This is a genomic window from Citrobacter sp. RHBSTW-00881, from assembly GCF_013728515.1.
Lineage (GTDB): Bacteria > Pseudomonadota > Gammaproteobacteria > Enterobacterales > Enterobacteriaceae > Citrobacter > Citrobacter braakii.
On the sequence record NZ_CP056269.1, the window covers coordinates 604,040 to 625,861 of the forward strand.

Consider the following 21,822-nt stretch of genomic DNA (forward strand, 5'->3'; position numbering starts at 1 on the left):
GAGTAGTGAAATGAATGAGTTTCCGGTAGTACTGGTTATTAACTGTGGTTCGTCTTCCATTAAATTCTCAGTGCTGGATGCAGCGAACTGTGAAGTTTTAATGGCGGGAATCGCGGACGGTATTAACTCTGAAAATGCGTTCATAGCAATTAATGGAGGAGAGCCAGCTAAGCTGGCTCACCACAGCTACGAAGACGCATTAAAAGCAATCGCCGTTGAACTGGAAAAACGTAATTTAATGGACAGCGTGGCCTTAATTGGCCACCGCATTGCCCACGGTGGAAATATCTTTACCGAATCAGCAATTATTACTGACGACGTTATCGATAATATTCGCCGGGTATCGCCTTTAGCACCGTTACATAATTATGCGAACCTCAGTGGGATTGAATCCGCACAGCACCTTTTCCCAGGCGTGCAGCAGGTTGCGGTATTTGATACCAGCTTCCACCAGACGATGGCCCCAGAGGCCTATCTTTACGGTCTACCGTGGAAATATTTTGAGGAGTTAGGCGTTCGTCGTTATGGCTTCCACGGCACGTCGCACCGCTATGTATCTCAGCGAGCGCATGAGCTTCTTGAGCTGCAGAGTGATGACTCCGGTCTGGTTGTGGCTCACCTGGGGAACGGCGCGTCAATCTGCGCGGTGCGTAACGGGCAGAGCGTTGATACCTCAATGGGCATGACGCCGTTGGAAGGACTGATGATGGGCACACGCAGCGGTGACGTCGATTTCGGCGCCATGGCGTGGATTGCCAGCGAAACCAACCAGACGCTGAGCGACCTTGAGCGCGTTGTGAATAAAGAGTCCGGTTTACTGGGTATTTCCGGTTTGTCCTCTGACTTACGTACGTTAGAAAAAGCCTGGCACGAGGGACATGAGCGTGCGCAGTTGGCGATTAAAACGTTTGTGCATCGTATCGCGCGCCATATCGCCGGACATGCCGCTTCGCTGCATCGTCTTGATGGGATTATTTTCACCGGTGGAATAGGTGAGAACTCGGTATTAATTCGTCGTCTGGTTATTGAACATCTCGCCGTTTTAGGGGTGAATATCGACAGCGAGATGAATAGCCTGCCAAATTCCCATGGCGAAAGAATTATCTCTAATAAAGATGCTCGTGTTATTTGTGCGGTTATTCCCACAAATGAAGAGAAAATGATTGCGCGTGATGCCATTGCGTTAGGCAAAATTAATATACCAGTAGAATTTGCATAATTAATTTTCAGCAGAGAGATTATTTTTCATGAAGGTAAATATCGATACCAGCGATATGCTGTATGCCGAAGCCTGGAATGGCTTTAAAGGTACGGACTGGAAAGAAGAAATTAATGTCCGTGATTTTATTCAGCACAACTATACGCCTTATGAAGGGGATGAATCTTTCCTCGCCGAAGCAACGCCAGCGACCACTGCATTGTGGGAAAAAGTCATGGCGGGCATCCGTATTGAAAACTCGACGCACGCGCCGGTTGATTTCGATACCAATATTGCCACCACGATAACCGCACATGATGCGGGTTATATTGAACAAGAACTGGAAAAAATCGTCGGTCTGCAAACGGATAAGCCGCTCAAGCGCGCTCTGCATCCGTTTGGCGGCATCAACATGATCAAAAGCTCTTTTGATGCTTATGGTCGTGAGATGGATGCTGATTTTGAATACCAGTTTACTGAACTGCGTAAAACCCATAACCAGGGCGTATTCGACGCCTACTCTCCAGATATGCTGCGCTGCCGTAAATCTGGCGTGCTGACCGGTCTGCCGGACGGCTATGGCCGTGGTCGTATCATCGGCGACTATCGCCGCGTCGCGCTGTACGGTATCCGCTACCTGGTACGTGAGCGTGAACTGCAGTTTGCCGATCTCCAGTCGAACCTGGAGTGGGGCCAGAATCTTGAAGCCACGATTCGCCTGCGCGAAGAGCTGTCTGAGCACCGTCGCGCCCTGCTGCAGATGCAGGAAATGGCAGCGAAGTACGGCTGCGATATCTCCCGTCCGGCGCGTAATGCGCAGGAAGCGGTGCAGTGGGTTTACTTTGCTTACCTGGCTGCGGTGAAATCTCAGAACGGCGGCGCAATGTCGTTGGGCCGTACCGCATCGTTCCTCGACATCTACATTGAGCGCGATTTCAAAGCGGGAATTTTAAACGAGCAGCAGGCGCAGGAGCTGATCGACCACTTCATTATGAAGATCCGTATGGTGCGCTTCCTGCGCACGCCGGAATTCGACACCCTGTTCTCAGGCGACCCTATCTGGGCGACTGAAGTTATCGGCGGCATGGGGCTGGATGGTCGCACGCTGGTGACGAAAAACTCGTTCCGCTACCTGCATACGCTGCACACCATGGGACCGGCGCCTGAGCCGAACCTGACGGTGCTGTGGTCTGAAGCGCTGCCGATTGCCTTCAAAAAGTACGCCGCCCAGGTGTCTATCATCACCTCGTCTTTGCAGTATGAAAACGACGATTTGATGCGTGCCGACTTTGACAGCGATGACTATGCCATTGCCTGCTGCGTAAGCCCGATGGTTATCGGCAAACAAATGCAGTTCTTCGGTGCGCGTGCCAACCTCGCCAAAACGTTGCTGTACGCAATCAACGGCGGCGTGGATGAGAAGCTGAAAATTCAGGTTGGGCCGAAAACGGCACCGCTGATGGATGACGTGCTGGATTACGATACGGTGATGGAGAGCCTGGACCACTTTATGGACTGGCTGGCCGTGCAGTACATCAGCGCGCTGAACATCATCCACTATATGCACGACAAGTACAGCTATGAAGCTTCGCTGATGGCGCTGCACGATCGTGATGTCTATCGCACGATGGCTTGTGGTATGGCGGGTCTGTCCGTGGCGGCGGATTCTCTGTCGGCTATCAAATACGCCCGCGTGAAACCGATTCGTGATGAAAACGGTCTGGCTGTCGATTTCGAAATCGAAGGCGACTATCCGCAATACGGCAACAACGACGAGCGAGTAGACAGCATTGCCTGCGACCTGGTTGAACGCTTCATGAAGAAAATTAAGGTGTTGCCAACCTACCGTAACGCGGTGCCGACGCAGTCCATCCTGACCATCACCTCCAACGTGGTGTACGGACAGAAAACCGGTAACACGCCGGACGGACGTCGCGCAGGTACGCCGTTTGCGCCGGGGGCTAACCCGATGCACGGTCGCGATCGTAAAGGCGCGGTTGCGTCATTAACCTCGGTGGCCAAACTGCCGTTTACCTATGCCAAAGACGGTATCTCGTACACCTTCTCCATTGTGCCGGCTGCACTGGGCAAAGAAGATGGGGTGCGTAAAACCAACCTGGTTGGTCTGCTGGACGGTTACTTCCACCATGAAGCGCATGTGGAAGGTGGGCAGCATCTGAACGTTAACGTTATGAACCGTGAAATGTTGATGGATGCTATTGAGCACCCGGAAAACTATCCAAACCTGACGATCCGCGTGTCTGGCTATGCGGTGCGCTTCAACGCGTTGACCCGTGAACAGCAGCAGGATGTTATTTCACGTACTTTCACCCAGGCGCTCTGACGCCGGAGGGATTATGAGAAAAGTTATTGCAACCGAATGTGCGCCAGGGGCGATTGGGCCTTACGTACAGGGGGTGGATCTGGGCAGCATGGTGTTGACGTCAGGTCAAATCCCGGTGTGTCCACAGACCGGTGAAGTGGCAGAAAACGTGGCCGATCAGGCACGTCAAAGCCTGGAAAACGTGAAAGCGATCGTCGAGTCCGCAGGTTTGAAAGTGAGCGATATCGTGAAGACTACCGTTTTCGTATCCGACCTGAACGACTTCGCCACCATTAACCAGGTGTACCAGCAGTTCTTTGATGAGCATCAGGCTATCTACCCCACGCGCAGTTGCGTACAGGTCGCCCGCTTACCAAAGGATGTGAAGCTGGAGATTGAAGCCATCGCCGTACGTGGCGACACGCTGTAATCCCTTGCGGGGCGATCTCAGGATCGCCCCGATCCTTAATGAGTGTGAAACCTGGTCTTCACTGAACGGCAATCCGAGGGTGTGGATATGATTAGCGCATTCGATATTTTCAAGATTGGCATTGGACCTTCCAGCTCCCATACCGTGGGGCCAATGAACGCAGGTAAAAGCTTTATCGATCTGTTGGTCAGCAGCGGCGAACTCCCCAGAACCACGCATATTGTGGTCGATCTTTACGGATCGCTTTCCCTGACCGGGAAAGGTCATGCGACAGATGTCGCGATCATGATGGGGCTGGCCGGTAACAGTCCGCAAAACGTTAATATAGACTCAATCGCTGGTTTTACTCAGGAAGTGGCCCGTACCGGACGTTTGCCGGTTGCTGAGGGCGCGCATGTTGTCGATTTCTCTCCAGATGAAAATATTCTCTTTCATACCGAAACGCTGCCGCGCCATGAAAATGGCATGCGTATCACCGCGTGGAACGGCACCGAGAGGCTATTAAGCAAAACCTATTACTCCGTCGGCGGTGGTTTTATCATTGAAGAGGAGCAATTTGGGCAGGTGCATGATGTTGAAGCACACGTGCCCTACAATTTTCATTCCGCCAGCGAACTGCTGAAACTGTGCGAGCGCAATGGGCTGTCTGTTTCCGGCTTGATGATGCAAAACGAGCTGGCGATGCGCAGCAAAGAGGAAATCGATGCTGGCTTTGCCGCCATTTGGGACGTCATGCACGCCGGGATTGAGCGCGGCATGAACACCGAAGGCGTCCTGCCGGGGCCGCTTAACGTTCCGCGTCGCGCCGTGGCGTTACGCCGGTTGCTGGTTTCCAGCGATAATCTGTCCAGCGACCCGATGAACGTTATTGACTGGATCAACATGTTCGCGCTGGCCGTGAGCGAAGAAAACGCCGCCGGGTGCCGGGTTGTGACGGCGCCGACCAACGGTGCATGTGGGATTATTCCCGCCGTATTGGCCTATTACGACAAGTTCCGCCGTCCGGTGAATGCGAACTCCATTGCCCGCTATTTGCTGGCCGCGGGGGCGATAGGCGCGCTGTATAAGATGAACGCCTCTATTTCTGGTGCTGAGGTGGGCTGCCAGGGTGAGATTGGCGTAGCCTGTTCAATGGCGGCTGCCGGGCTGACAGAACTGCTGGGCGGTAGCCCGTCGCAGGTCTGCATTGCAGCGGAAATCGCCATGGAGCATAACCTGGGGCTGACCTGCGATCCGGTAGCCGGACAGGTGCAAATACCGTGCATTGAACGTAATGCGATCAACGCAGTAAAAGCCGTCAACGCCGCGCGCATGGCGCTACGTCGAACGTCAGAACCACGCGTTTCGCTCGATAAAGTGATCGAGACCATGTATGAAACGGGCAAAGATATGAACGACAAATACCGTGAAACCTCACGCGGTGGGTTGGCAATTAAAGTGGTTTGTACCTGATGTGAAAAGACGTGCCTGGTCAGCGCAGCGCTATCCAGCAATAAATTAATCAATATGGCATGATAAAAAAGGTGCACGTTAGTGCGCCTTTTTTGTTGTGATCTGCTTCAAATATAGAAATTCAATTCTTTATATGGAAATAAAAGAGAAAATATTTCTTAACTTTTAGAAATTACAGGGGTTTGTTTGTGAAGTTTTTCTCTGATCCTGCGCGTATGATTTCCTCATTACTCCAATAGCTCACCTGCACCGTAGTACTGCGTATCGCATTGAGGCAGTACGAAAAAAATATAAAAACCTCTACCTACACATTGAGCGGAAAATTATGGAAACGGCAACGAATAACAGCGTAATACTCGACGCATCTGCTCCGGCACGTCGGGCGGGGATGACCGAAAGTGAATGGCGCGAAGCCATTAAATTCGACAGCATGGACACCGGCTGGGTCATTATGAGTATCGGTATGGCAATTGGTGCGGGGATTGTTTTTCTTCCCGTCCAGGTGGGTTTGATGGGGCTGTGGGTGTTTTTGCTCTCCTCTATCATTGGCTATCCAGCCATGTATCTGTTCCAGCGTCTGTTTATTAATACGCTGGCTGAGTCCCCAGAGTGTAAAGACTACCCGAGCGTAATCAGCGGCTATCTGGGTAAGAACTGGGGCATCCTGTTAGGTGCGTTGTATTTTGTGATGCTGGTTATCTGGATGTTCGTCTATTCCACCGCCATCACCAACGATAGCGCCTCCTACCTGCATACTTTTGGCGTTACTGAAGGTTTACTGTCCGACAGCCCGTTCTATGGCCTGGTGCTGATTTGCATCCTGGTGGCTATCTCGTCCCGCGGGGAAAAACTGCTGTTTAAAATCTCCACCGGTATGGTACTGACCAAGCTGCTGGTGGTGGCGGCGCTTGGCGTGTCGATGGTTGGGATGTGGCATTTATATAACGTAGGTTCACTGCCGCCGATGGCGCTGCTGATCAAAAACGCGATTATCACGCTGCCGTTTACCCTGACCTCGATTCTGTTTATTCAGACCTTAAGCCCGATGGTTATCTCCTATCGTTCTCGCAATAAATCCATTGAAGTGGCACGCCATAAAGCCCTGCGAGCCATGAATATTGCGTTCGGTATTCTGTTTGTGACCGTCTTTTTCTACGCCGTTTCCTTCACGCTGGCGATGGGCCATGACGAAGCGGTTAAAGCTTATGAGCAGAACATTTCCGCTCTGGCGATTGCCGCGCAGTTTATCAGCGGCGCGGGTGCTGGCTGGGTGAAAATCGTCAGCGTTATTCTGAACATCTTTGCCGTAATGACCGCTTTCTTCGGCGTTTACTTAGGGTTCCGTGAAGCCACTCAAGGGATCGTGATGAACGTGCTGCGCCGCAAAATGCCAGCCGAGAAAATCAATGAGACCCTGGTTCAGCGCGGCATTATGGTTTTCGCTATCCTGCTGGCGTGGGGAGCCATTGTGCTCAATGCGCCGGTACTGAGCTTCACTTCTATTTGTAGCCCTATCTTCGGCATGGTGGGATGTCTGATCCCGGCCTGGTTGGTCTACAAAGTTCCTGCACTGCACAAATACAAAGGCGCCTCCCTGTATCTGATTATTGTCACGGGCCTGCTGCTGTGCGTTTCTCCGTTCCTGGCATTTTCCTGAGATATCTGAGCAAAGGTTGTTGTTATGTTTGAGACTACATTGAATCCATTATGGGATAGTTTTATCCGCGCGGTGCAGGAAGAAGTTAAGCCTGCGCTGGGCTGCACGGAACCTATCTCTCTGGCTCTGGCGGCAGCGGTCGCCTCCTCTGAGCTGGACGGCGCGGTTGAACGCATTGATGCGTGGGTCTCACCGAACCTGATGAAAAACGGCATGGGCGTTACCGTGCCGGGTACCGGAATGGTTGGGCTGCCTGTCGCGGCGGCACTGGGTGCGCTGGGGGGAAGTGCCCACGCCGGTTTAGAGGTACTGAAAGACGCCTCGCCTCAAGCGATTGCCGATGCGAAAGCGATGCTTACCGCCGGGAAGGTCGCGGTGATGCTGCAGGAGCCATGCGAGGACATTCTCTTCTCCCGTGCGAAGGTTTATAGCGCTGAGGGATGGGCGTGCGTGACGATTGTTGGTGGGCATACCAACATTGTGCACATTGAGACCAATAAGGGCGTGGTGTTCACGACAGAACAGAACGCTCAGGAAGAGGAGCAAGAGTCACCGTTGGCGGTATTGTCTCACACATCGCTGGAAGAGATTCTGGCGTTCGTGAACGCGGTACCGTTTGAGTCAATCCGCTTTATTCTCGATGCGGCGAAACTGAACGGTGCGCTGTCCCAGGAAGGGCTGCGCGGTAACTGGGGCTTGCACATCGGAACCACGCTTGAGAAGCAGTGCGCGCGTGGCCTGCTGGCGAACGATCTCTCCACCTCTATTCTGATCCGCACCAGTGCGGCATCGGATGCGCGAATGGGCGGGGCGACGCTTCCGGCAATGAGCAACTCGGGCTCTGGAAATCAGGGGATTACCGCGACCGTTCCGGTAATGGTGGTGGCTGAGCACTTTGGTGCGGATGAAGAAAAACTGGCGCGTGCGCTGATGTTGTCTCACCTGAGCGCTATCTACATCCATCATCAGCTTCCGCGTTTGTCTGCACTGTGTGCGGCAACCACGGCGGCGATGGGCGCCGCGGCGGGGATGGCGTGGATTGTTGATGGTCGCTACAACACCATCGCGATGGCAATCAGCAGCATGATTGGCGACGTGAGCGGAATGATTTGCGATGGCGCCTCAAACAGCTGCGCGATGAAAGTTTCAACCAGCGCATCTGCGGCGTGGAAAGCGGTGCTGATGGCGCTGGATGACACCGCAGTGACCGGCAATGAAGGGATTGTGGCGCACAACGTGGAGCAATCGATCACGAACCTGTGTGCGCTGGCATGTCGCTCGATGCAGGAAACCGACAAGCAGATCATTGAGATCATGGCCAGTAAGGCACATTAATCTGCAGGCCGGGTAAGGCGGAATCGCCCCCGGCATAACTCTAAGCCGCCTTTTCAGGCGGCTTCTTCGTCTTCCAGACGTAGCTCGGCATCCGCCACAATCGCTTCCAGCTCTGTCAGCATTTCTTCATAGCCGAAGGTCACAGTATCCTGTTTTTTCGGCTCAACCTGCGGCTGGCGTTTTTTTGATGATTTCTTGCTCAATAGTCGTACTCCATTGTTTTCCCTGACTATACGGGCAAATCTATCAGCAAAGCGCGCAGCGCGGTATCGGCGACTAACGTTATGTTAGTTTCGTCACGAATAAATGCACCATCGCCGCAGGTGAGCGCTTCCTTTTCGGCGCCAGATGTCACCGCATGGAATCTGCCGTGGATCGACTGTAAGTAAGCCCGCGGCCCATGTAACTGAAAACTCAGCGATTCACCTTGTTGCAGTTCAACGTGGTGCACCCATACCTGTTGACGCAGATGCAGGCTGCCTTGTTCTCCATCCGGCGAGGCGAGCAACTGATGCTTACCGGCACTCAGCGTGGCTTTCTGTACGCAGGCGTTTTCGCGCTGCGGGCAGGCATCCAGCCAGAGCTGCATTCGGGTTAACGGTTTATCTTTGCTGATATTGTGTTCGCTGTAGCTAATTCCCGGCTGTGTGGCGAGCAGTAAAACTTCTCCTGCCTTGGCCTGGATATGGTTACCTTCACTGTCGCGATACTCCGCTTCCCCTTCGAGGATCAGATTGACGATATCCACCTTCGGATAGGTACGTGGCTGGAAAGAGGCTCCCGGTGCCAGAACTTCCTGGTTCAGAACACGCAGCGAGGCATAACCCAGCAGTTTAGGATCAAAATAGTGTCCAAAGGAGAAGGTATAACGGGCCTGCAGCCAGCCGTAGTCTGCTTGCCCGCATTGTTTGGCTGTACGGGTAGTAATCATAGTTCTTGACCTCTCTTTACTTCCTTTTATGTTAAATGGCTAGACGCTGCATTGTTAGCCAGATATTCTGCCCGGTATGTTCAAATTTCCTGAATGAGAACGAGATGGCCAAAGAAAGGGCTTTAACGCTTGAGGCGTTACGCGTCATGGACGCAATAGACCGGCGTGGCAGCTTTGCCGCCGCAGCGGACGAACTGGGGCGCGTTCCTTCCGCGCTCAGCTATACCATGCAGAAGCTGGAGGAAGAGCTGGACGTCGTGCTGTTCGACCGTTCAGGTCATCGCACAAAATTCACCAACGTCGGGCGTATGCTGCTGGAACGTGGGCGTGTACTGTTGGAAGCTGCGGATAAGCTGACCACCGATGCCGAAGCGCTGGCTCGCGGTTGGGAAACGCATCTGACCATCGTCACCGAAGCGCTGGTGCCGACGGCGGCGTTTTTCCCGCTGATCGACAGACTTGCCGGGAAGGCCAATACCCAGCTTTCCGTTATTACCGAAGTTCTGGCCGGGGCGTGGGAGCGTCTGGAGCAGGGGCGGGCGGATATCGTGATTGCGCCGGATATGCATTTTCGCTCATCTTCGGAAATCAACTCGCGCAAGCTGTACTCGTTGATGAACGTATATGTGGCGGCCCCGGATCATCCAATTCATCAGGAGCCGGAACCGTTGTCGGAAGTCACCCGCGTGAAGTACCGAGGAATCGCGGTGGCGGACACGGCCCGCGAACGCCCGGTGCTGACGGTTCAACTGCTGGATAAACAGCCGCGTCTGACGGTGAGTTCGATAGAAGATAAACGCCAGGCGCTGTTGGCCGGCCTTGGCGTGGCGACGATGCCATATCCGCTGGTGGAAGAGGACATTGCGGCGGGTCGGTTGCGTGTGGTTAGCCCGGAATCGACAAGCGAAATTGATATTATTATGGCCTGGCGTCGAGACAGCATGGGCGAAGCGAAATCCTGGTGTTTGCGGGAAATTCCCAAGCTGTTTGCGGGTAAATAGCAGGGCTGTTACGCCGGATGCGGTGCAAATGCACCTTATCCGGCCGACAAGATGGTGTATTACATCAGGACAGTTGTTTAGGGTCAGCGCCGAAGCGGTTGCTCCCCTGAGTCCCGTTTTGACAGTTGAAAATGATGATTACCAACCAGCCTACGATCGGGATCAGCAGCACCAGTAGCCACCAGGCCGAGCGGTCGGTGTCATGTAAACGCCGGAACTGCACCGCCCACCACGGGATAAAGACCAGAACCCCATAAATCGTCGTTAATATGCCTTCCCCTCCGGCGCGTTCCCAGCCAAGCATTCTGTCCAGAATGCCCAGCACGAACGTAAAGATGATGTTGACCAGCACAAACATCCAGTATTCTTTACGACGCGCGCGGCCCCCAAAACCAAAGTAGTTCTTTAATACGTTTAAATACCAATCCATTTTTGCCTCGTTCTGTATTCAATTACTTGTTTTTAAAGCAATCAAATTAAGAATAGCTGCGAATGGAATACTGGTAAATATTTGCAGTATTAATTATTTGGCCCCCAAAGGGGACCCGTGTCATTCAGGCAAAACGGTCATCACGCCCGTGGGGTTCGTTGAGGTCCTGCCACGGTCCGACAGAAATAATGCCGGTCGGGTTAATGGTTTTGTGGCTACGGAAGTAGTGATTGCGGATGTGATCGAAATTAACGGTCTCCGCAATGCCTGGCATCTGGTAGATATCGCGCAGGAAACCGTACAGGTTCAGATAGTCGCTAATCCGGTGTTTGTCGCACTTGAAGTGCGTCACATACACAGGATCAAAGCGCACCAGCGTGGTCCACAGGCGAATATCGGCCTCTGTTAACTGGTCCCCGGTCAGGTAGCGATGTTGCCCAAGGATCTGCTCCAGTCGCGCCAAAGATTGAAAGACTTTTTCTACGGCGTCGTCGTAGGCTTCCTGACTGGTGGCAAATCCGGCTTTATACACGCCGTTATTGACGTTGTCATAAATCCAGCCGTTCAGCTCGTCGATTTTAGTTTGCAGAGCGGGTGGATAGTAATCCCCGGCTTTCGCGCCCAGCGCATCAAACGCAGTGTTAAACATACGGATGATATCTGCAGATTCGTTGCTGACAATGGTGTGGTTCTTTTTGTCCCACAGCACCGGAACGGTCACCCGACCGCTGTAGTGCGGATCGGCGTGTAAATAGAGTTGATAAAGAAATTCGTGCTGATACAGGGTATCGCCGGTTGCCGCCGGGAAGTTATCGTCAAAGGTCCAGCCGTTTTCCAGCATCAGCGGATGCACAACGGAAACGGAAATAAAAGGTTCCAGCCCTTTGAGTTTACGCAAGATCAGCGTGCGATGCGCCCACGGACAGGCCAGAGAAACGTAGAGATGATAGCGGTCTTTTTCGGCGGCGAAACCCCCTTCGCCCGTTGGACCCGGTGCGCCATCCGCGGTGAGCCAGTTACGGAAAGCTGATGCAGAGCGTTGGAATTTTCCCCCGGTTGATTTGGTGTCATACCAGGTGTCATGCCATACGCCGTCAATGAGTTGTCCCATGTTTTCGCCTCCTCAGATAGCAAAAGCGAGGAGATGTCTCCTCGCTTTTTGATGCGTTTAGTATAGCTCGCTTACCATTTTTTATTCAGTACACGGTCGATGCTGAATGCGCCCGGACCGGTGATAGCCAGCAGCAGGAAGCCGCCTGCGATGGTCAGGTTTTTCATAAACATCAGAGAGTTCACACCTTCCGCAAAGTTGCTGTGGAAGAGGAACGCCGTCAGCAGCGTGAAGCCCGCGGTGAACAGTGCGGTAGTACGGGTCAGGAAACCAAACAGGATGGCCAGACCGCCGCCAAACTCAAGCAGGATAACCAGCGGTAACATAAATCCTGGGACGCCCATGGCTTCCATGTACTGTTGGGTACCCGCATATCCGGTGATTTTTCCCCAACCTGCGGTAATAAACAGGATTGGCATCAGAATGCGCGCTACCAGTACACCAACATCTTCTAATTTCTTCATCATACTCTCCAGGAAACCACTCAGGCGGCTTATTGTGTTTTTTTGTGCAACTACGTCGCAGAGCGCGTCGTTGCTGTCGATGGAGAGAATCATAAACGCGGCTAATGACAATTGTTAGCAAGGAAAACTGTCAGAAATTTTCAAAAAATTTGAGGTTAGGGGGAGGAGAGGTGATTAGCCGCGCAGTTGCTGTTGTCTGATGGTCGATTTAACCAGACGCCAGATGCTCCACACGCTAAAGCCGCGTTTAGCCCAGCGTACCAGCAGATTCGGGTTACGAATGGTGCGAACCGCCATAATACTGCTTCCGACCAACACCCAGCCACGCAGGTTCAGCAGCGTCTTCCAGCCACGATCGTAAACTTCGGTGGCTTCCAGCCAGTCGCGGCGAGTGGCAGACAGATCCAGCCTTTGCTGCTGGATCTGTCCAAGCAGTTGCGCCTTACGTTGTTGACGTTCGACTTTACTGCTCATTATGCATCATCCTCCAGGGCCTGCCTGTCGTTAGCGAGTTCATTGCGCGTATGGCGTAGCAGCGTTGTTTTACGCGCTTTACTCAGCGTCCATAGCCCGCCGATAAGCGCTAAAAGCAACAGCACAACGGTGGTGGCAATCATGGCGTTCAGGCGATACTGCGGGTCTATGGCCCAGATGATAAGCACCATCAGACTCATCAGACCAAACGCCGCGAACAGCATGGTCAGCCCAAGCATCAGCAGGATCTGGATGAGATTGGCTTTTTCCTCTTCCAGCTCAACGACGGCCAGCCGCAGCCGCGTCTCTACGATCTCAACGAGAATCGTCAGGATCCGCTGTCCAATACCCAGTACGCCTTTGCCTGGACCTTGTGCGTGTTGAGAGTCTGCCATTATTAACGGCGCGACAGCAGTACACCAAGTACCACACCGACTGCAGCGCCAATGCCGACGCCTGTCCATGGGTTTTCGCGTACGTAGTTATCGGCTTTTGCCGCGGCCTCACGGGTCTGTTTGGCAATCACATCGCTGGTTTCGCTCAGACGATGGCGGCTCTCGCGTAACGCATGTTCGGCTTTGCTGCGAATTTTACTCATCTCTTCCTTCGACTTATCGCCAGAGGAGCTAAGTACTTCTTCAAGCGTATCCGCAAGAGATTTCAGCTCAGCGCGCAGGTTTTCCGTAGCATTATCTTTCGACATAGTTTTCTCCAGTTGAGTGGCTAGTTACCGTACTTAGTAATCGCGTGTCTCGAGTTCTTTCAGCTCTTGCTGAGCTTCAGCAAGCTTATGTTCGCGCTTGGCTATCTTATCCGCATCGCCTTTTTGCTTCGCTTCGGCCAAATCACGTTGACGCTCGGCTATCTCATTTTTCTGCTCGGCGATTTTTTTCTGATGGTCGGCGCGCAGTTTGCTGTCAGTACAATTTGCCCGAACTTCGCTCAGCGCTTTGTTCAGACCATTGATGCGGTTTTGATTGTTGTGCTTTTCGGCATAGCTTATCTCCCGCTGAATATCCTGTTCTTTTTCCTGACAGAGGGTGGAGGCGTAACTGCCGGCACTGAGAGCGAAAAGACTAATTGCTAAAGCGATGCGGTATTTCATTCTTGAACCTTCCATTGTGATTCGACCTTGTGGCTTTGGCCGATGCTCCAGAATAATAAAGCAATGGGTCATAAACCCAGTTTATTAATCATAGGCGCTAAATGATGAAATCACCAAAGTGAGTGATCTAATTCAGATTCCTGGAGATTAACCAAAACGGTGCGGGGTATCACGTAAGCGGGATAACCACTGTACCGCCTGATTATCATCATCCTGCTGAGCAATAACGAAACCGTGCGGTAACGTTCGGTCCAGCACGACCTTTGCGGCTGCGCTTTGCGCGCTGGAATCAAAGGTGATCAGCAGCGCGTCATTTTGCGGAGTAATGCTTTTAAAGCGAATGCCGTTGGCGTCCAGGTGATGCCAGATAGAGAAGCCATCAGGCATGGTGGCTCCCTGGTTTACAGCACGAATGGCAAGCGTTGACTCCTGCTGGCGGATGACCGACCAGGTCAGGAGCAGCGCGCCGATAAACAGCATAAAAGTAGTCGTCCAGGCCAGTCGTCGGAGTGTTATGCATGATTTCAGCATAATTTACCCTCGGTTCCCGTATTTCTTTTTCCAAAGCACAACCAGTGAACCTGCCAGACCAAACACCAGTAACACCACGGGAAGCAGCATCAGACAAGACATCAGCTGATCTTCATATTTGAGAAACACTGGCGTTTTGCCCAGCAGATAGCCAAGCGTTGTGAGAATCAGAACCCAAAGCAGTCCGCTCATCCAGTTAAAGAACTGAAAGCGCGCATTGTTCAGACCGGACAATCCTGCGATGGTCGGCAGTAATGTTCTGACAAACGCGATAAAGCGACCGACCAGCAGGGCAGACAAGCCATGCTTATGGAACAGATGATGTGCGCGCTGATGGTAGTGCGCGGGTAGATGAGACAGCCAGTTTTGAACGGTGCGGGTATTTCCCAGCCATCTCCCCTGGATATAGCTGAGCCAGCAACCCAGGCTGGCCGCGGTGGTGAGCAGCAGTACCGTTTGCGGAAAACCCATCGCGCCTTTAGCGATAAGTACGCCGACCAGTACCAGTAGACTGTCGCCAGGTAAAAAGGCTGCTGGCAGCAGTCCGTTTTCCAGAAACAAAATGGTAAACAGTACGAAATAGAGCATGCCAATCATGGAGGGATTGGCCAGCGTTTCAAAATCCTGAGCCCATAAAGCATTCAGTAATTGAGTCAGTAGTTCCATTCAATATTCCTGGAGAATCGGTTGTCGTCATGCCGGTATTCTGGAGTTTGTAACGCCGCAATTTTATTGGTGTTTTTTACATGGATCGCGGTCTGACACAAATTCACGGCCTGAACTATTCCCTGTAAAGTTGTGAAGTAAGCAAGCTCTCAAACACAAAAATTCAAATAACAACTAATTGTAACAAAGGTCAACGTAGTCCGTTATAGAAATTACGGGTGTTGTCCTGTGATTTTGCTTATCGCAATGGAGGGAGGCGAGAGGATTTACACAGGCTGACACTTTATACCTAATGCTTACCAAGCGTCAGAAACAGGCGCTTTGTCGCGCCTGCATCGTTAAGATTGTTTATTTTGCGCCGTTAGCTGCCGTATCGAGATGAATGACGGGATTATCGGTAAAAAGATAACGGTCTGCGTTGAATTCAAAATCATCGCTGGTTTCGTTAAACAGCATCTGCTTTGTGTTCTCAAGATGCTGCCACATCGCCAGTTTGGCGGCGTGTGGATCTTTGCGAATCAGCGCCCGCAGGATCTGGTCATGGTCGTCGCACCAGTTATCTACCGTACGCAGGTCGATGTGGTCGTGCAGCTTCTTCCAGTAGGGGTTGTGAATACGCTGAGTCCACATTTTTTCAACAATCGCGGCCAGGGCAGAGTTCTGTGTTGCCAGCGCGACCTGCACATGGAACAGGAGATCCCACTCGGAGTCACGAAAGCTTTTTTCGTTACGCGACTTCTCCTGAATTTCCATCAGTTTCATGATGTCCTGTTTGGTCACCTGGGTGGCGGCAAACTCAGCAATATTGCTTTCTATGAGCTGGCGAGCCTGGAGCAGCTCAAACGGACCGTAGCTGGCGAACTCCAGACTTTCATCTGGCGCGACATAGTGTTTGGGTTGGTTTGAAATGACGTGGATCCCCGATCCTTTACGCACTTCAACGTAGCCCTCAACCTCGAGCATGATAATCGCTTCACGAACCACGGTGCGGCTGACATTTTTTTCATCGGCGATAAAGCGCTCGGCGGGGAGTTTGTCACCCACCAGGTAGACACCCTGCTCAATGCGTTCTTTCAGATCAGCGGCAAGTTGTTGGTACAAACGTCGTGGTTCGGTGATTTCCATATGCGCTCCAGGCATGATACGGCAGACTCTATTTGTTATACCACTTTTGCGATTACGGCTCCACTCGCGGCGATAAAAAAGCCGCCAGATGACTGGCGGCTTAGATTACATAACCTTGTTAAATCGTGTCTGGTTAACTTTGCGCAGCGGGATCGCCAGTTTGCGAAGCCGACTCTACCTCGCTGGCCGATTTGTTCTGCAATACCGTCCAGATGACTAACGCGCCGAGCAGGTCGAATACCGCCAGTACGGCGAACAGCGGGCTGAAGCCGATGGTGTCAGCCAGCGCGCCAACGACCAGCGCAAACAGCGTACTTGCAAGCCAGGCGGACATACCGGTCAGACCGTTCGCGGTTGCCACTTCATTACGACCAAATACGTCAGAAGAGAGCGTGATCAGCGCACCGGACAGCGCCTGGTGAGCAAAGCCGCCGACGCACAGCAGGGCGATAGCAATGTACGGGCTGGTGAACAGACCGATCATCCCTGGGCCAATCATCAGCAATGCGCCCATGGTGACGACCATTTTACGGGAAACGATCAGGTTAACGCCGAACCAGCGCTGGAACAGCGGCGGTAAGTAACCCCCTACGATACAACCCAGGTCAGCAAACAGCATCGGCATCCAGGCAAACATCGCAATCTCTTTCAGGTTAAAGCCGTAGACTTTAAACATGAACAGCGGGATCCAGGCGTTGAAGGTACCCCAGGCCGGCTCTGCCAGGAAACGCGGCAGCGCGATGCCCCAGAACTGGCGGTTACGCAGGATCTGACCGAGAGACATTTTCTTGGCGGTGCTGTTTTTATGCTGTGATTCCTGACCATTCAGAATGTAATCACGTTCTTCATCAGACAGTTTTTTCTGGTCGCGTGGGTGTTTGTAAAATACCAACCAGCACATGGCCCAGATAAAGCTCAGGGCACCGGAAATAATGAAGGCCATCTGCCAGCTGTGCATGACGATAGCCCAGACGACCAGCGGCGGAGCAATCATCGCGCCGATAGAGGAACCGACGTTAAAGTAACCCACGGCGATTGAACGTTCTTTTGCCGGGAACCATTCAGAACTGGCTTTCAGACCCGCAGGGATCATCGCAGCTTCAGCGGCACCGACTGCGCCTCGCGCCAGCGCCAGTCCACCCCAGCTACCAGCCAGTGCGGTCGCGCCACAGAAGACGGCCCACAGAACGGCGAACATCGCGTAACCAATTTTTGTGCCGAGCACATCGAGCACATAGCCGGCAACGGGTTGCATTACGGTGTAAGCAGCAGAATACGCTGCGATGATATAGGAATACTGTTGGGTGGAGATGTGTAACTCTTCCATCAGAGTTGGCGCAGCTGCCGCCACAGTGTTACGTGTCAGGTAACCCAGCACGGTGCCAAGCGTCACCAGTGCGATCATGTACCAACGTAACCCTTTAATTTTACGCATGTAAAACCTCATCGTTTTGTTATGTCCGCGAACGAGCGGTCATCTTCCAGTTCAGGGAGGAGGATGTTCTTTTACGAGGGGGTGACCGAAAAAAAGCCGGTACTCCCCGAACTCTGCCATGTCAATATTTGTGCTAATTCGGTTTCCGTACCGGTTAATCCGATGGTGATACATCGGTAATTTGCATTCCGTCGGCTTATGTATCGCGACGGCAAAAAGATAACTTGTCATACAGCTTTAAAAGGTGAGTGCCATCACAAAAGTGTGAATCTTCGTGTGGTCATTATTTCGATTCAGCAAAGCCAGTGCTGGTGCGGCTTGGCGCGCGGTTTACCTCTTTGAGAGTAATTTTTTTGTCGCCATTTGTTGATCTAACTCACGAAAATATCTTCAGTGTATGGAAATTGGTGTGATAACTTTGTCAACATCAAAACATAAGCAATCTGACGCACTCGCTGAGAGGAAGACGATAATGACCCCGTTTATGACTGAAGATTTCCTGTTGGACACCGAATTTGCCCGCCGTCTGTATCATGATTACGCCAAAGACCAGCCAATCTTCGACTACCACTGCCATTTGCCACCGCAACAAATCGCGGAAAACTACCGTTTTAATAACCTGTATGACATCTGGCTGAAGGGTGACCACTACAAGTGGCGTGCGATGCGTACTAACGGCGTCGCTGAGCGCCTGTGTACCGGCGATGCGTCCGATCGCGAGAAGTTTGACGCCTGGGCCGCCACGGTTCCGCACACAATCGGTAACCCGCTGTACCATTGGACCCACCTCGAATTACGTCGCCCGTTTGGTATTACAGGTAAGCTGCTGTCTCCGGCAACGGCTGACGAAATCTGGAACCAGTGCAACGAACTGCTGGCGCAGGACAAATTCTTCGCGCGCGGCATCATGCAGCAGATGAACGTGAAAATGGTCGGTACTACCGATGACCCGATCGACTCTCTGGAGCATCACGCTGCCGTTGCAAAAGACGGAAGCTTTGATGTGAAAGTGCTGCCGAGCTGGCGTCCGGATAAAGCCTTTAACATTGAGCAGGCGACCTTTAACGACTATATGGCGAAGCTCGGTGAGGTGTCTGACACGGATATCCGCCGCTTCAGCGACCTGCAAGCTGCGCTGACCAAACGTCTGGATCACTTTGCGGCTCACGGCTGTAAAGTCTCTGACCACGCGCTGGACGTGGTGCTGTTTGCTGAATCTAACGAATCTGAACTGGATAGCATTCTGGCACGCCGCCTGGCGGGTGAAACGCTGAGCGAGCATGAAGTTGCCCAGTTTAAAACCGCGGTGCTGGTGTTCCTCGGTGCGGAATACGCGCGTCGTGAATGGGTACAGCAGTACCACATCGGCGCGCTGCGTAATAACAACCTGCGTCAGTTCAAACTGTTGGGTGCGGATGTCGGCTTCGACTCCATCAACGATCGCCCGATGGCCGAAGAGCTGTCCAAACTGCTGAGCAAGCAGAACGAACAGAACCTGCTGCCGAAAACCATTCTCTACTGCCTGAACCCGCGCGATAACGAAGTGCTGGGCACCATGATCGGCAACTTCCAGGGCGAAGGTATGCCGGGCAAGATGCAGTTCGGTTCCGGCTGGTGGTTCAACGATCAGAAAGACGGTATGGAACGTCAGATGACGCAACTGGCCCAGCTCGGTCTGCTGAGCCGTTTCGTCGGCATGCTGACCGATAGCCGTAGCTTCCTGTCATACACGCGCCATGAATACTTCCGTCGCATCCTGTGCCAGATGATTGGCCGTTGGGTTGCTGCAGGTGAAGCGCCGGCAGATATCCAGCTGTTGGGTGAAATGGTCAGAAATATTTGCTTCAACAATGCGCGTGATTATTTCGGCATTGAACTGAACTAAGGCCTGGGTGAAGGTATGCAATACATCAAGATCCATACGCTGGATAACGTCGCGGTAGCGCTCGCTGATTTGGCTGAAGGAACCGAAGTCACCGTTGATGGGCAAGCGGTAATCCTGCGCCAAGCGGTTTCTCGTGGCCATAAATTCGCTTTATGCGATATTGCGCAAGGCGAAAACGTCATTAAATACGGTTTGCCAATCGGTCATACATTGGTGGACGTGGCGGCGGGTGAGCATATTCATGCTCACAACACGCGCACGAATCTGAGCGACCTGGACACGTATAGCTACCACCCTGATTTTCAGGCAGAGCTTGTTCAACCCGCCGATCGCGATGTACAGATCTACCGTCGCGCCAACGGCGAGGTCGGCGTGCGCAACGAACTGTGGATCCTGCCGACGGTCGGCTGCGTCAACGCCATGGCGCGTCAGATGCAGAACCGCTTTCTGAAAGAGACCAACGACGCCGAGGGTATCGACGGCGTGCATCTCTTCAGTCACACCTACGGCTGTTCACAGCTGGGTGATGACCACATCAACACCCGTACCATGCTGCAAAATATGGTGCGCCACCCGAATGCGGGTGCGGTGCTGGTGGTCGGCCTGGGCTGTGAAAACAACCAGGTTGATGCCTTCCGCGAAACTTTAGGCGAGTACGATCCTGAGCGTGTTCACTTTATGGTCTGCCAACATCAGGAAGACGAAGTGGAAGCGGGGATTGAACATCTCCATCAGTTGTACAACGTGATGCGTAACGATAAGCGTGAGCCGGGTAAGCTGGGCGAGCTGAAGTTTGGTCTGGAATGCGGCGGCTCTGACGGCCTGTCTGGTATTACCGCCAACCCAATGCTGGGGCGTTTTTCCGATTACGTGATTGCCAACGGCGGCACCACCGTGCTGACTGAAGTACCGGAAATGTTCGGTGCCGAGCAGCTGCTGATGGACCACTGCCGTGACGAAGAAACCTTTGGCAAGCTGGTGACCATGGTCAATGACTTTAAGCAGTACTTCATTGCTCACGACCAGCCGATTTACGAGAATCCATCGCCGGGCAACAAAGCGGGCGGGATCACCACGCTGGAAGATAAATCTCTGGGCTGCACGCAAAAAGCGGGCTCCAGCCAGGTGGTGGACGTACTGCGCTACGGCGAACGCCTGAAGACACACGGCCTGAACTTACTGAGCGCGCCGGGTAACGATGCGGTTGCTACCAGTGCCCTCGCGGGCGCGGGCTGTCATATGGTGCTGTTCAGCACCGGCCGCGGTACGCCGTACGGCGGTTTTGTGCCGACGGTGAAAATTGCGACCAACAGCGAGCTGGCGGCCAAGAAAAAACACTGGATCGATTTTGACGCCGGACAGCTGATCCACGGTAAAGCGATGCCTCAGCTGCTGAGCGAGTTTGTCGATACGATCGTTGAGTTCGCCAATGGCAAGCAAACCTGCAACGAGCGCAACGATTTCCGGGAACTGGCTATCTTTAAAAGCGGCGTAACATTGTAATTACCCTTCATCTTTCGCGTGACAGCCGCGTTGGCTGCGTCCATTCACCCCGGTCACTTACTCCAGTAAGCTCCCGGGGATGTCTGAACTTACCGCCTTGCGGTAGCACGAAATCTATTGGGTAATCGAAATGGAGTGGATTTTAAAAACGGCGTTTCATAATATGGAGCGCCGTTTGTTTTTGCGTTTCCTCACAAGGATCTCCCATGACCGCGTATTGGCTGGCCCAGGGCGTAGGTGTCATCGCCTTTTTGATCGGCATTACCACCTTTTTCAATCGAGATGAGCGCCGGTTCCGGCTGCAACTTGCCGTCTACAGCGCCACCATTGGCGTGCATTTTTTTCTGATGGGCGCCTGGCCTGCGGGAATGAGTGCAGAGCTAAACACCATCCGCACACTCGTCTCGATGCATACCCGCAAACTGTGGGTAATGACCGTTTTTATTATCCTTACCCTGGTTCTCGGGCTGGCGAAATTACAGCATGCGATGGAGCTGTTACCGATTATTGGCACGCTGGCCAGCACCTGGGCGCTGTTTCGCTGCCAGGGGCTGACCGTGCGCTGCGTAATGTGGTGCGCAACCGCCTGTTGGGTTATCCATAATTTCTGGTTGGGATCGATTGGTGGGACGATGATCGAAGGTAGTTTTCTGGTGATGAACGGCCTGAACATTATTCGCTTCCGGCGGATGCAAAAACGCGGAATTGATCCATTCAAAATTGAAAAAAGCGTACAAGAAGAGAACCCCTCCGTCCGGTGACGGAG

At 52.9% G+C, this 21,822-nt stretch carries 23 protein-coding genes; 10 read left to right on the plus strand and 13 right to left on the minus strand.

What is annotated here, in order from left to right; translation table 11 throughout:
* Window positions 1-10: 10 nt before the first annotated feature.
* From tdcD to HV311_RS03020, 6 genes are all read left to right on the plus strand, one after another.
* Complete coding sequence (gene tdcD / locus HV311_RS02995; protein WP_016154632.1) at window positions 11-1,219, plus strand: propionate kinase; 1,209 nt, start codon at window positions 11-13, stop codon at window positions 1,217-1,219.
* A 28-nt stretch (window positions 1,220-1,247) separates the two neighbouring features.
* A complete protein-coding gene (pflB, locus tag HV311_RS03000) occupies window positions 1,248-3,542 on the plus strand; it encodes a formate C-acetyltransferase (RefSeq protein WP_016154631.1) in 2,295 nt (764 codons plus the stop codon).
* Between the two features lie 13 nt (window positions 3,543-3,555).
* Entirely contained in the window at window positions 3,556-3,951 is a 396-nt protein-coding gene (locus tag HV311_RS03005; protein WP_016157544.1) for an enamine/imine deaminase, read from the plus strand.
* 87 nt (window positions 3,952-4,038) lie between these two features.
* Entirely contained in the window at window positions 4,039-5,403 is a 1,365-nt protein-coding gene (gene tdcG, locus HV311_RS03010; RefSeq protein ID WP_047413964.1) for an L-serine ammonia-lyase, read from the plus strand.
* A gap of 325 nt (window positions 5,404-5,728) precedes the next feature.
* On the plus strand, window positions 5,729-7,060 hold the full coding sequence (locus HV311_RS03015; protein WP_016157542.1) for an amino acid permease: 1,332 nt from the start codon (window positions 5,729-5,731) through the stop codon (window positions 7,058-7,060).
* Window positions 7,061-7,084: 24 nt separating this feature from the next.
* Entirely contained in the window at window positions 7,085-8,395 is a 1,311-nt protein-coding gene (locus tag HV311_RS03020) for an L-cysteine desulfidase family protein (RefSeq protein WP_137367095.1), read from the plus strand.
* A 53-nt stretch (window positions 8,396-8,448) separates the two neighbouring features.
* Here HV311_RS03020 and HV311_RS03025 read toward each other — a convergent pair whose 3' ends face one another.
* Window positions 8,449-8,598, minus strand: a complete 150-nt coding sequence (locus HV311_RS03025) for a hypothetical protein (protein ID WP_016157540.1) — start codon at window positions 8,596-8,598, stop codon at window positions 8,449-8,451.
* Between the two features lie 26 nt (window positions 8,599-8,624).
* Entirely contained in the window at window positions 8,625-9,326 is a 702-nt protein-coding gene (locus tag HV311_RS03030) for a pirin family protein (RefSeq protein WP_016157539.1), read from the minus strand.
* 104 nt (window positions 9,327-9,430) lie between these two features.
* On the opposite strand from HV311_RS03030, the gene yhaJ reads away from it, so the two are divergent.
* Window positions 9,431-10,327, plus strand: a complete 897-nt coding sequence (gene yhaJ / locus HV311_RS03035) for a DNA-binding transcriptional regulator YhaJ (RefSeq protein WP_016154624.1) — start codon at window positions 9,431-9,433, stop codon at window positions 10,325-10,327.
* Window positions 10,328-10,391: 64 nt separating this feature from the next.
* Here yhaJ and HV311_RS03040 read toward each other — a convergent pair whose 3' ends face one another.
* The 11 genes from HV311_RS03040 to HV311_RS03090 form a co-directional block, all read right to left on the minus strand.
* The gene (locus tag HV311_RS03040; protein ID WP_016154623.1) at window positions 10,392-10,757 is read right to left on the minus strand and encodes a DUF805 domain-containing protein; all 366 of its coding nucleotides are present in this window, start codon (window positions 10,755-10,757) and stop codon (window positions 10,392-10,394) included.
* A gap of 124 nt (window positions 10,758-10,881) precedes the next feature.
* Entirely contained in the window at window positions 10,882-11,868 is a 987-nt protein-coding gene (gene yqjG, locus HV311_RS03045) for a glutathionyl-hydroquinone reductase YqjG (protein ID WP_016154622.1), read from the minus strand.
* Window positions 11,869-11,939: 71 nt separating this feature from the next.
* Complete coding sequence (locus HV311_RS03050) at window positions 11,940-12,332, minus strand: DoxX family protein (protein WP_003024847.1); 393 nt, start codon at window positions 12,330-12,332, stop codon at window positions 11,940-11,942.
* 174 nt (window positions 12,333-12,506) lie between these two features.
* A complete protein-coding gene (locus tag HV311_RS03055) occupies window positions 12,507-12,806 on the minus strand; it encodes a YqjK-like family protein (RefSeq protein WP_003024845.1) in 300 nt (99 codons plus the stop codon).
* A complete protein-coding gene (locus HV311_RS03060; RefSeq protein WP_016157537.1) occupies window positions 12,806-13,201 on the minus strand; it encodes a phage holin family protein in 396 nt (131 codons plus the stop codon). The genes HV311_RS03055 and HV311_RS03060 overlap by 1 nt, the downstream gene beginning before the upstream one ends.
* Before the next feature lie 2 nt (window positions 13,202-13,203).
* Window positions 13,204-13,509 carry a DUF883 family protein gene (locus tag HV311_RS03065; RefSeq protein ID WP_003024832.1) on the minus strand — a complete coding sequence of 102 codons (306 nt, stop codon included), beginning with the start codon at window positions 13,507-13,509 and terminating at the stop codon, window positions 13,204-13,206.
* Window positions 13,510-13,542: 33 nt separating this feature from the next.
* On the minus strand, window positions 13,543-13,911 hold the full coding sequence (locus HV311_RS03070) for a DUF1090 domain-containing protein (protein WP_016154619.1): 369 nt from the start codon (window positions 13,909-13,911) through the stop codon (window positions 13,543-13,545).
* A gap of 147 nt (window positions 13,912-14,058) precedes the next feature.
* Window positions 14,059-14,427: an EnvZ/OmpR regulon moderator MzrA gene (gene mzrA / locus HV311_RS03075; RefSeq protein WP_029139667.1), complete on the minus strand. Its 369-nt coding sequence runs from the start codon at window positions 14,425-14,427 to the stop codon at window positions 14,059-14,061.
* An 18-nt stretch (window positions 14,428-14,445) separates the two neighbouring features.
* Entirely contained in the window at window positions 14,446-15,108 is a 663-nt protein-coding gene (gene yqjA / locus HV311_RS03080) for a DedA family general envelope maintenance protein YqjA (RefSeq protein ID WP_003024820.1), read from the minus strand.
* A 348-nt stretch (window positions 15,109-15,456) separates the two neighbouring features.
* Window positions 15,457-16,233 (minus strand): transcriptional regulator ExuR, encoded by a 777-nt coding sequence (exuR, locus tag HV311_RS03085; protein WP_016157536.1) that lies wholly within the window; start codon window positions 16,231-16,233, stop codon window positions 15,457-15,459.
* A 133-nt stretch (window positions 16,234-16,366) separates the two neighbouring features.
* Entirely contained in the window at window positions 16,367-17,668 is a 1,302-nt protein-coding gene (locus HV311_RS03090; protein WP_016154616.1) for an MFS transporter, read from the minus strand.
* A gap of 472 nt (window positions 17,669-18,140) precedes the next feature.
* Between HV311_RS03090 and uxaC the strand changes: the two genes are divergently transcribed.
* The 3 genes from uxaC (at window position 18,141) to HV311_RS03105 (ending at window position 21,817) form a co-directional block, all read left to right on the plus strand.
* Window positions 18,141-19,553 carry a glucuronate isomerase gene (gene uxaC, locus HV311_RS03095; protein ID WP_191220692.1) on the plus strand — a complete coding sequence of 471 codons (1,413 nt, stop codon included), beginning with the start codon at window positions 18,141-18,143 and terminating at the stop codon, window positions 19,551-19,553.
* Between the two features lie 15 nt (window positions 19,554-19,568).
* Window positions 19,569-21,056, plus strand: a complete 1,488-nt coding sequence (locus tag HV311_RS03100) for a UxaA family hydrolase (protein ID WP_016157534.1) — start codon at window positions 19,569-19,571, stop codon at window positions 21,054-21,056.
* A gap of 206 nt (window positions 21,057-21,262) precedes the next feature.
* Window positions 21,263-21,817 (plus strand): YgjV family protein, encoded by a 555-nt coding sequence (locus HV311_RS03105; RefSeq protein ID WP_016154613.1) that lies wholly within the window; start codon window positions 21,263-21,265, stop codon window positions 21,815-21,817.
* The last annotated feature ends 5 nt before the right edge of the window (window positions 21,818-21,822 follow it).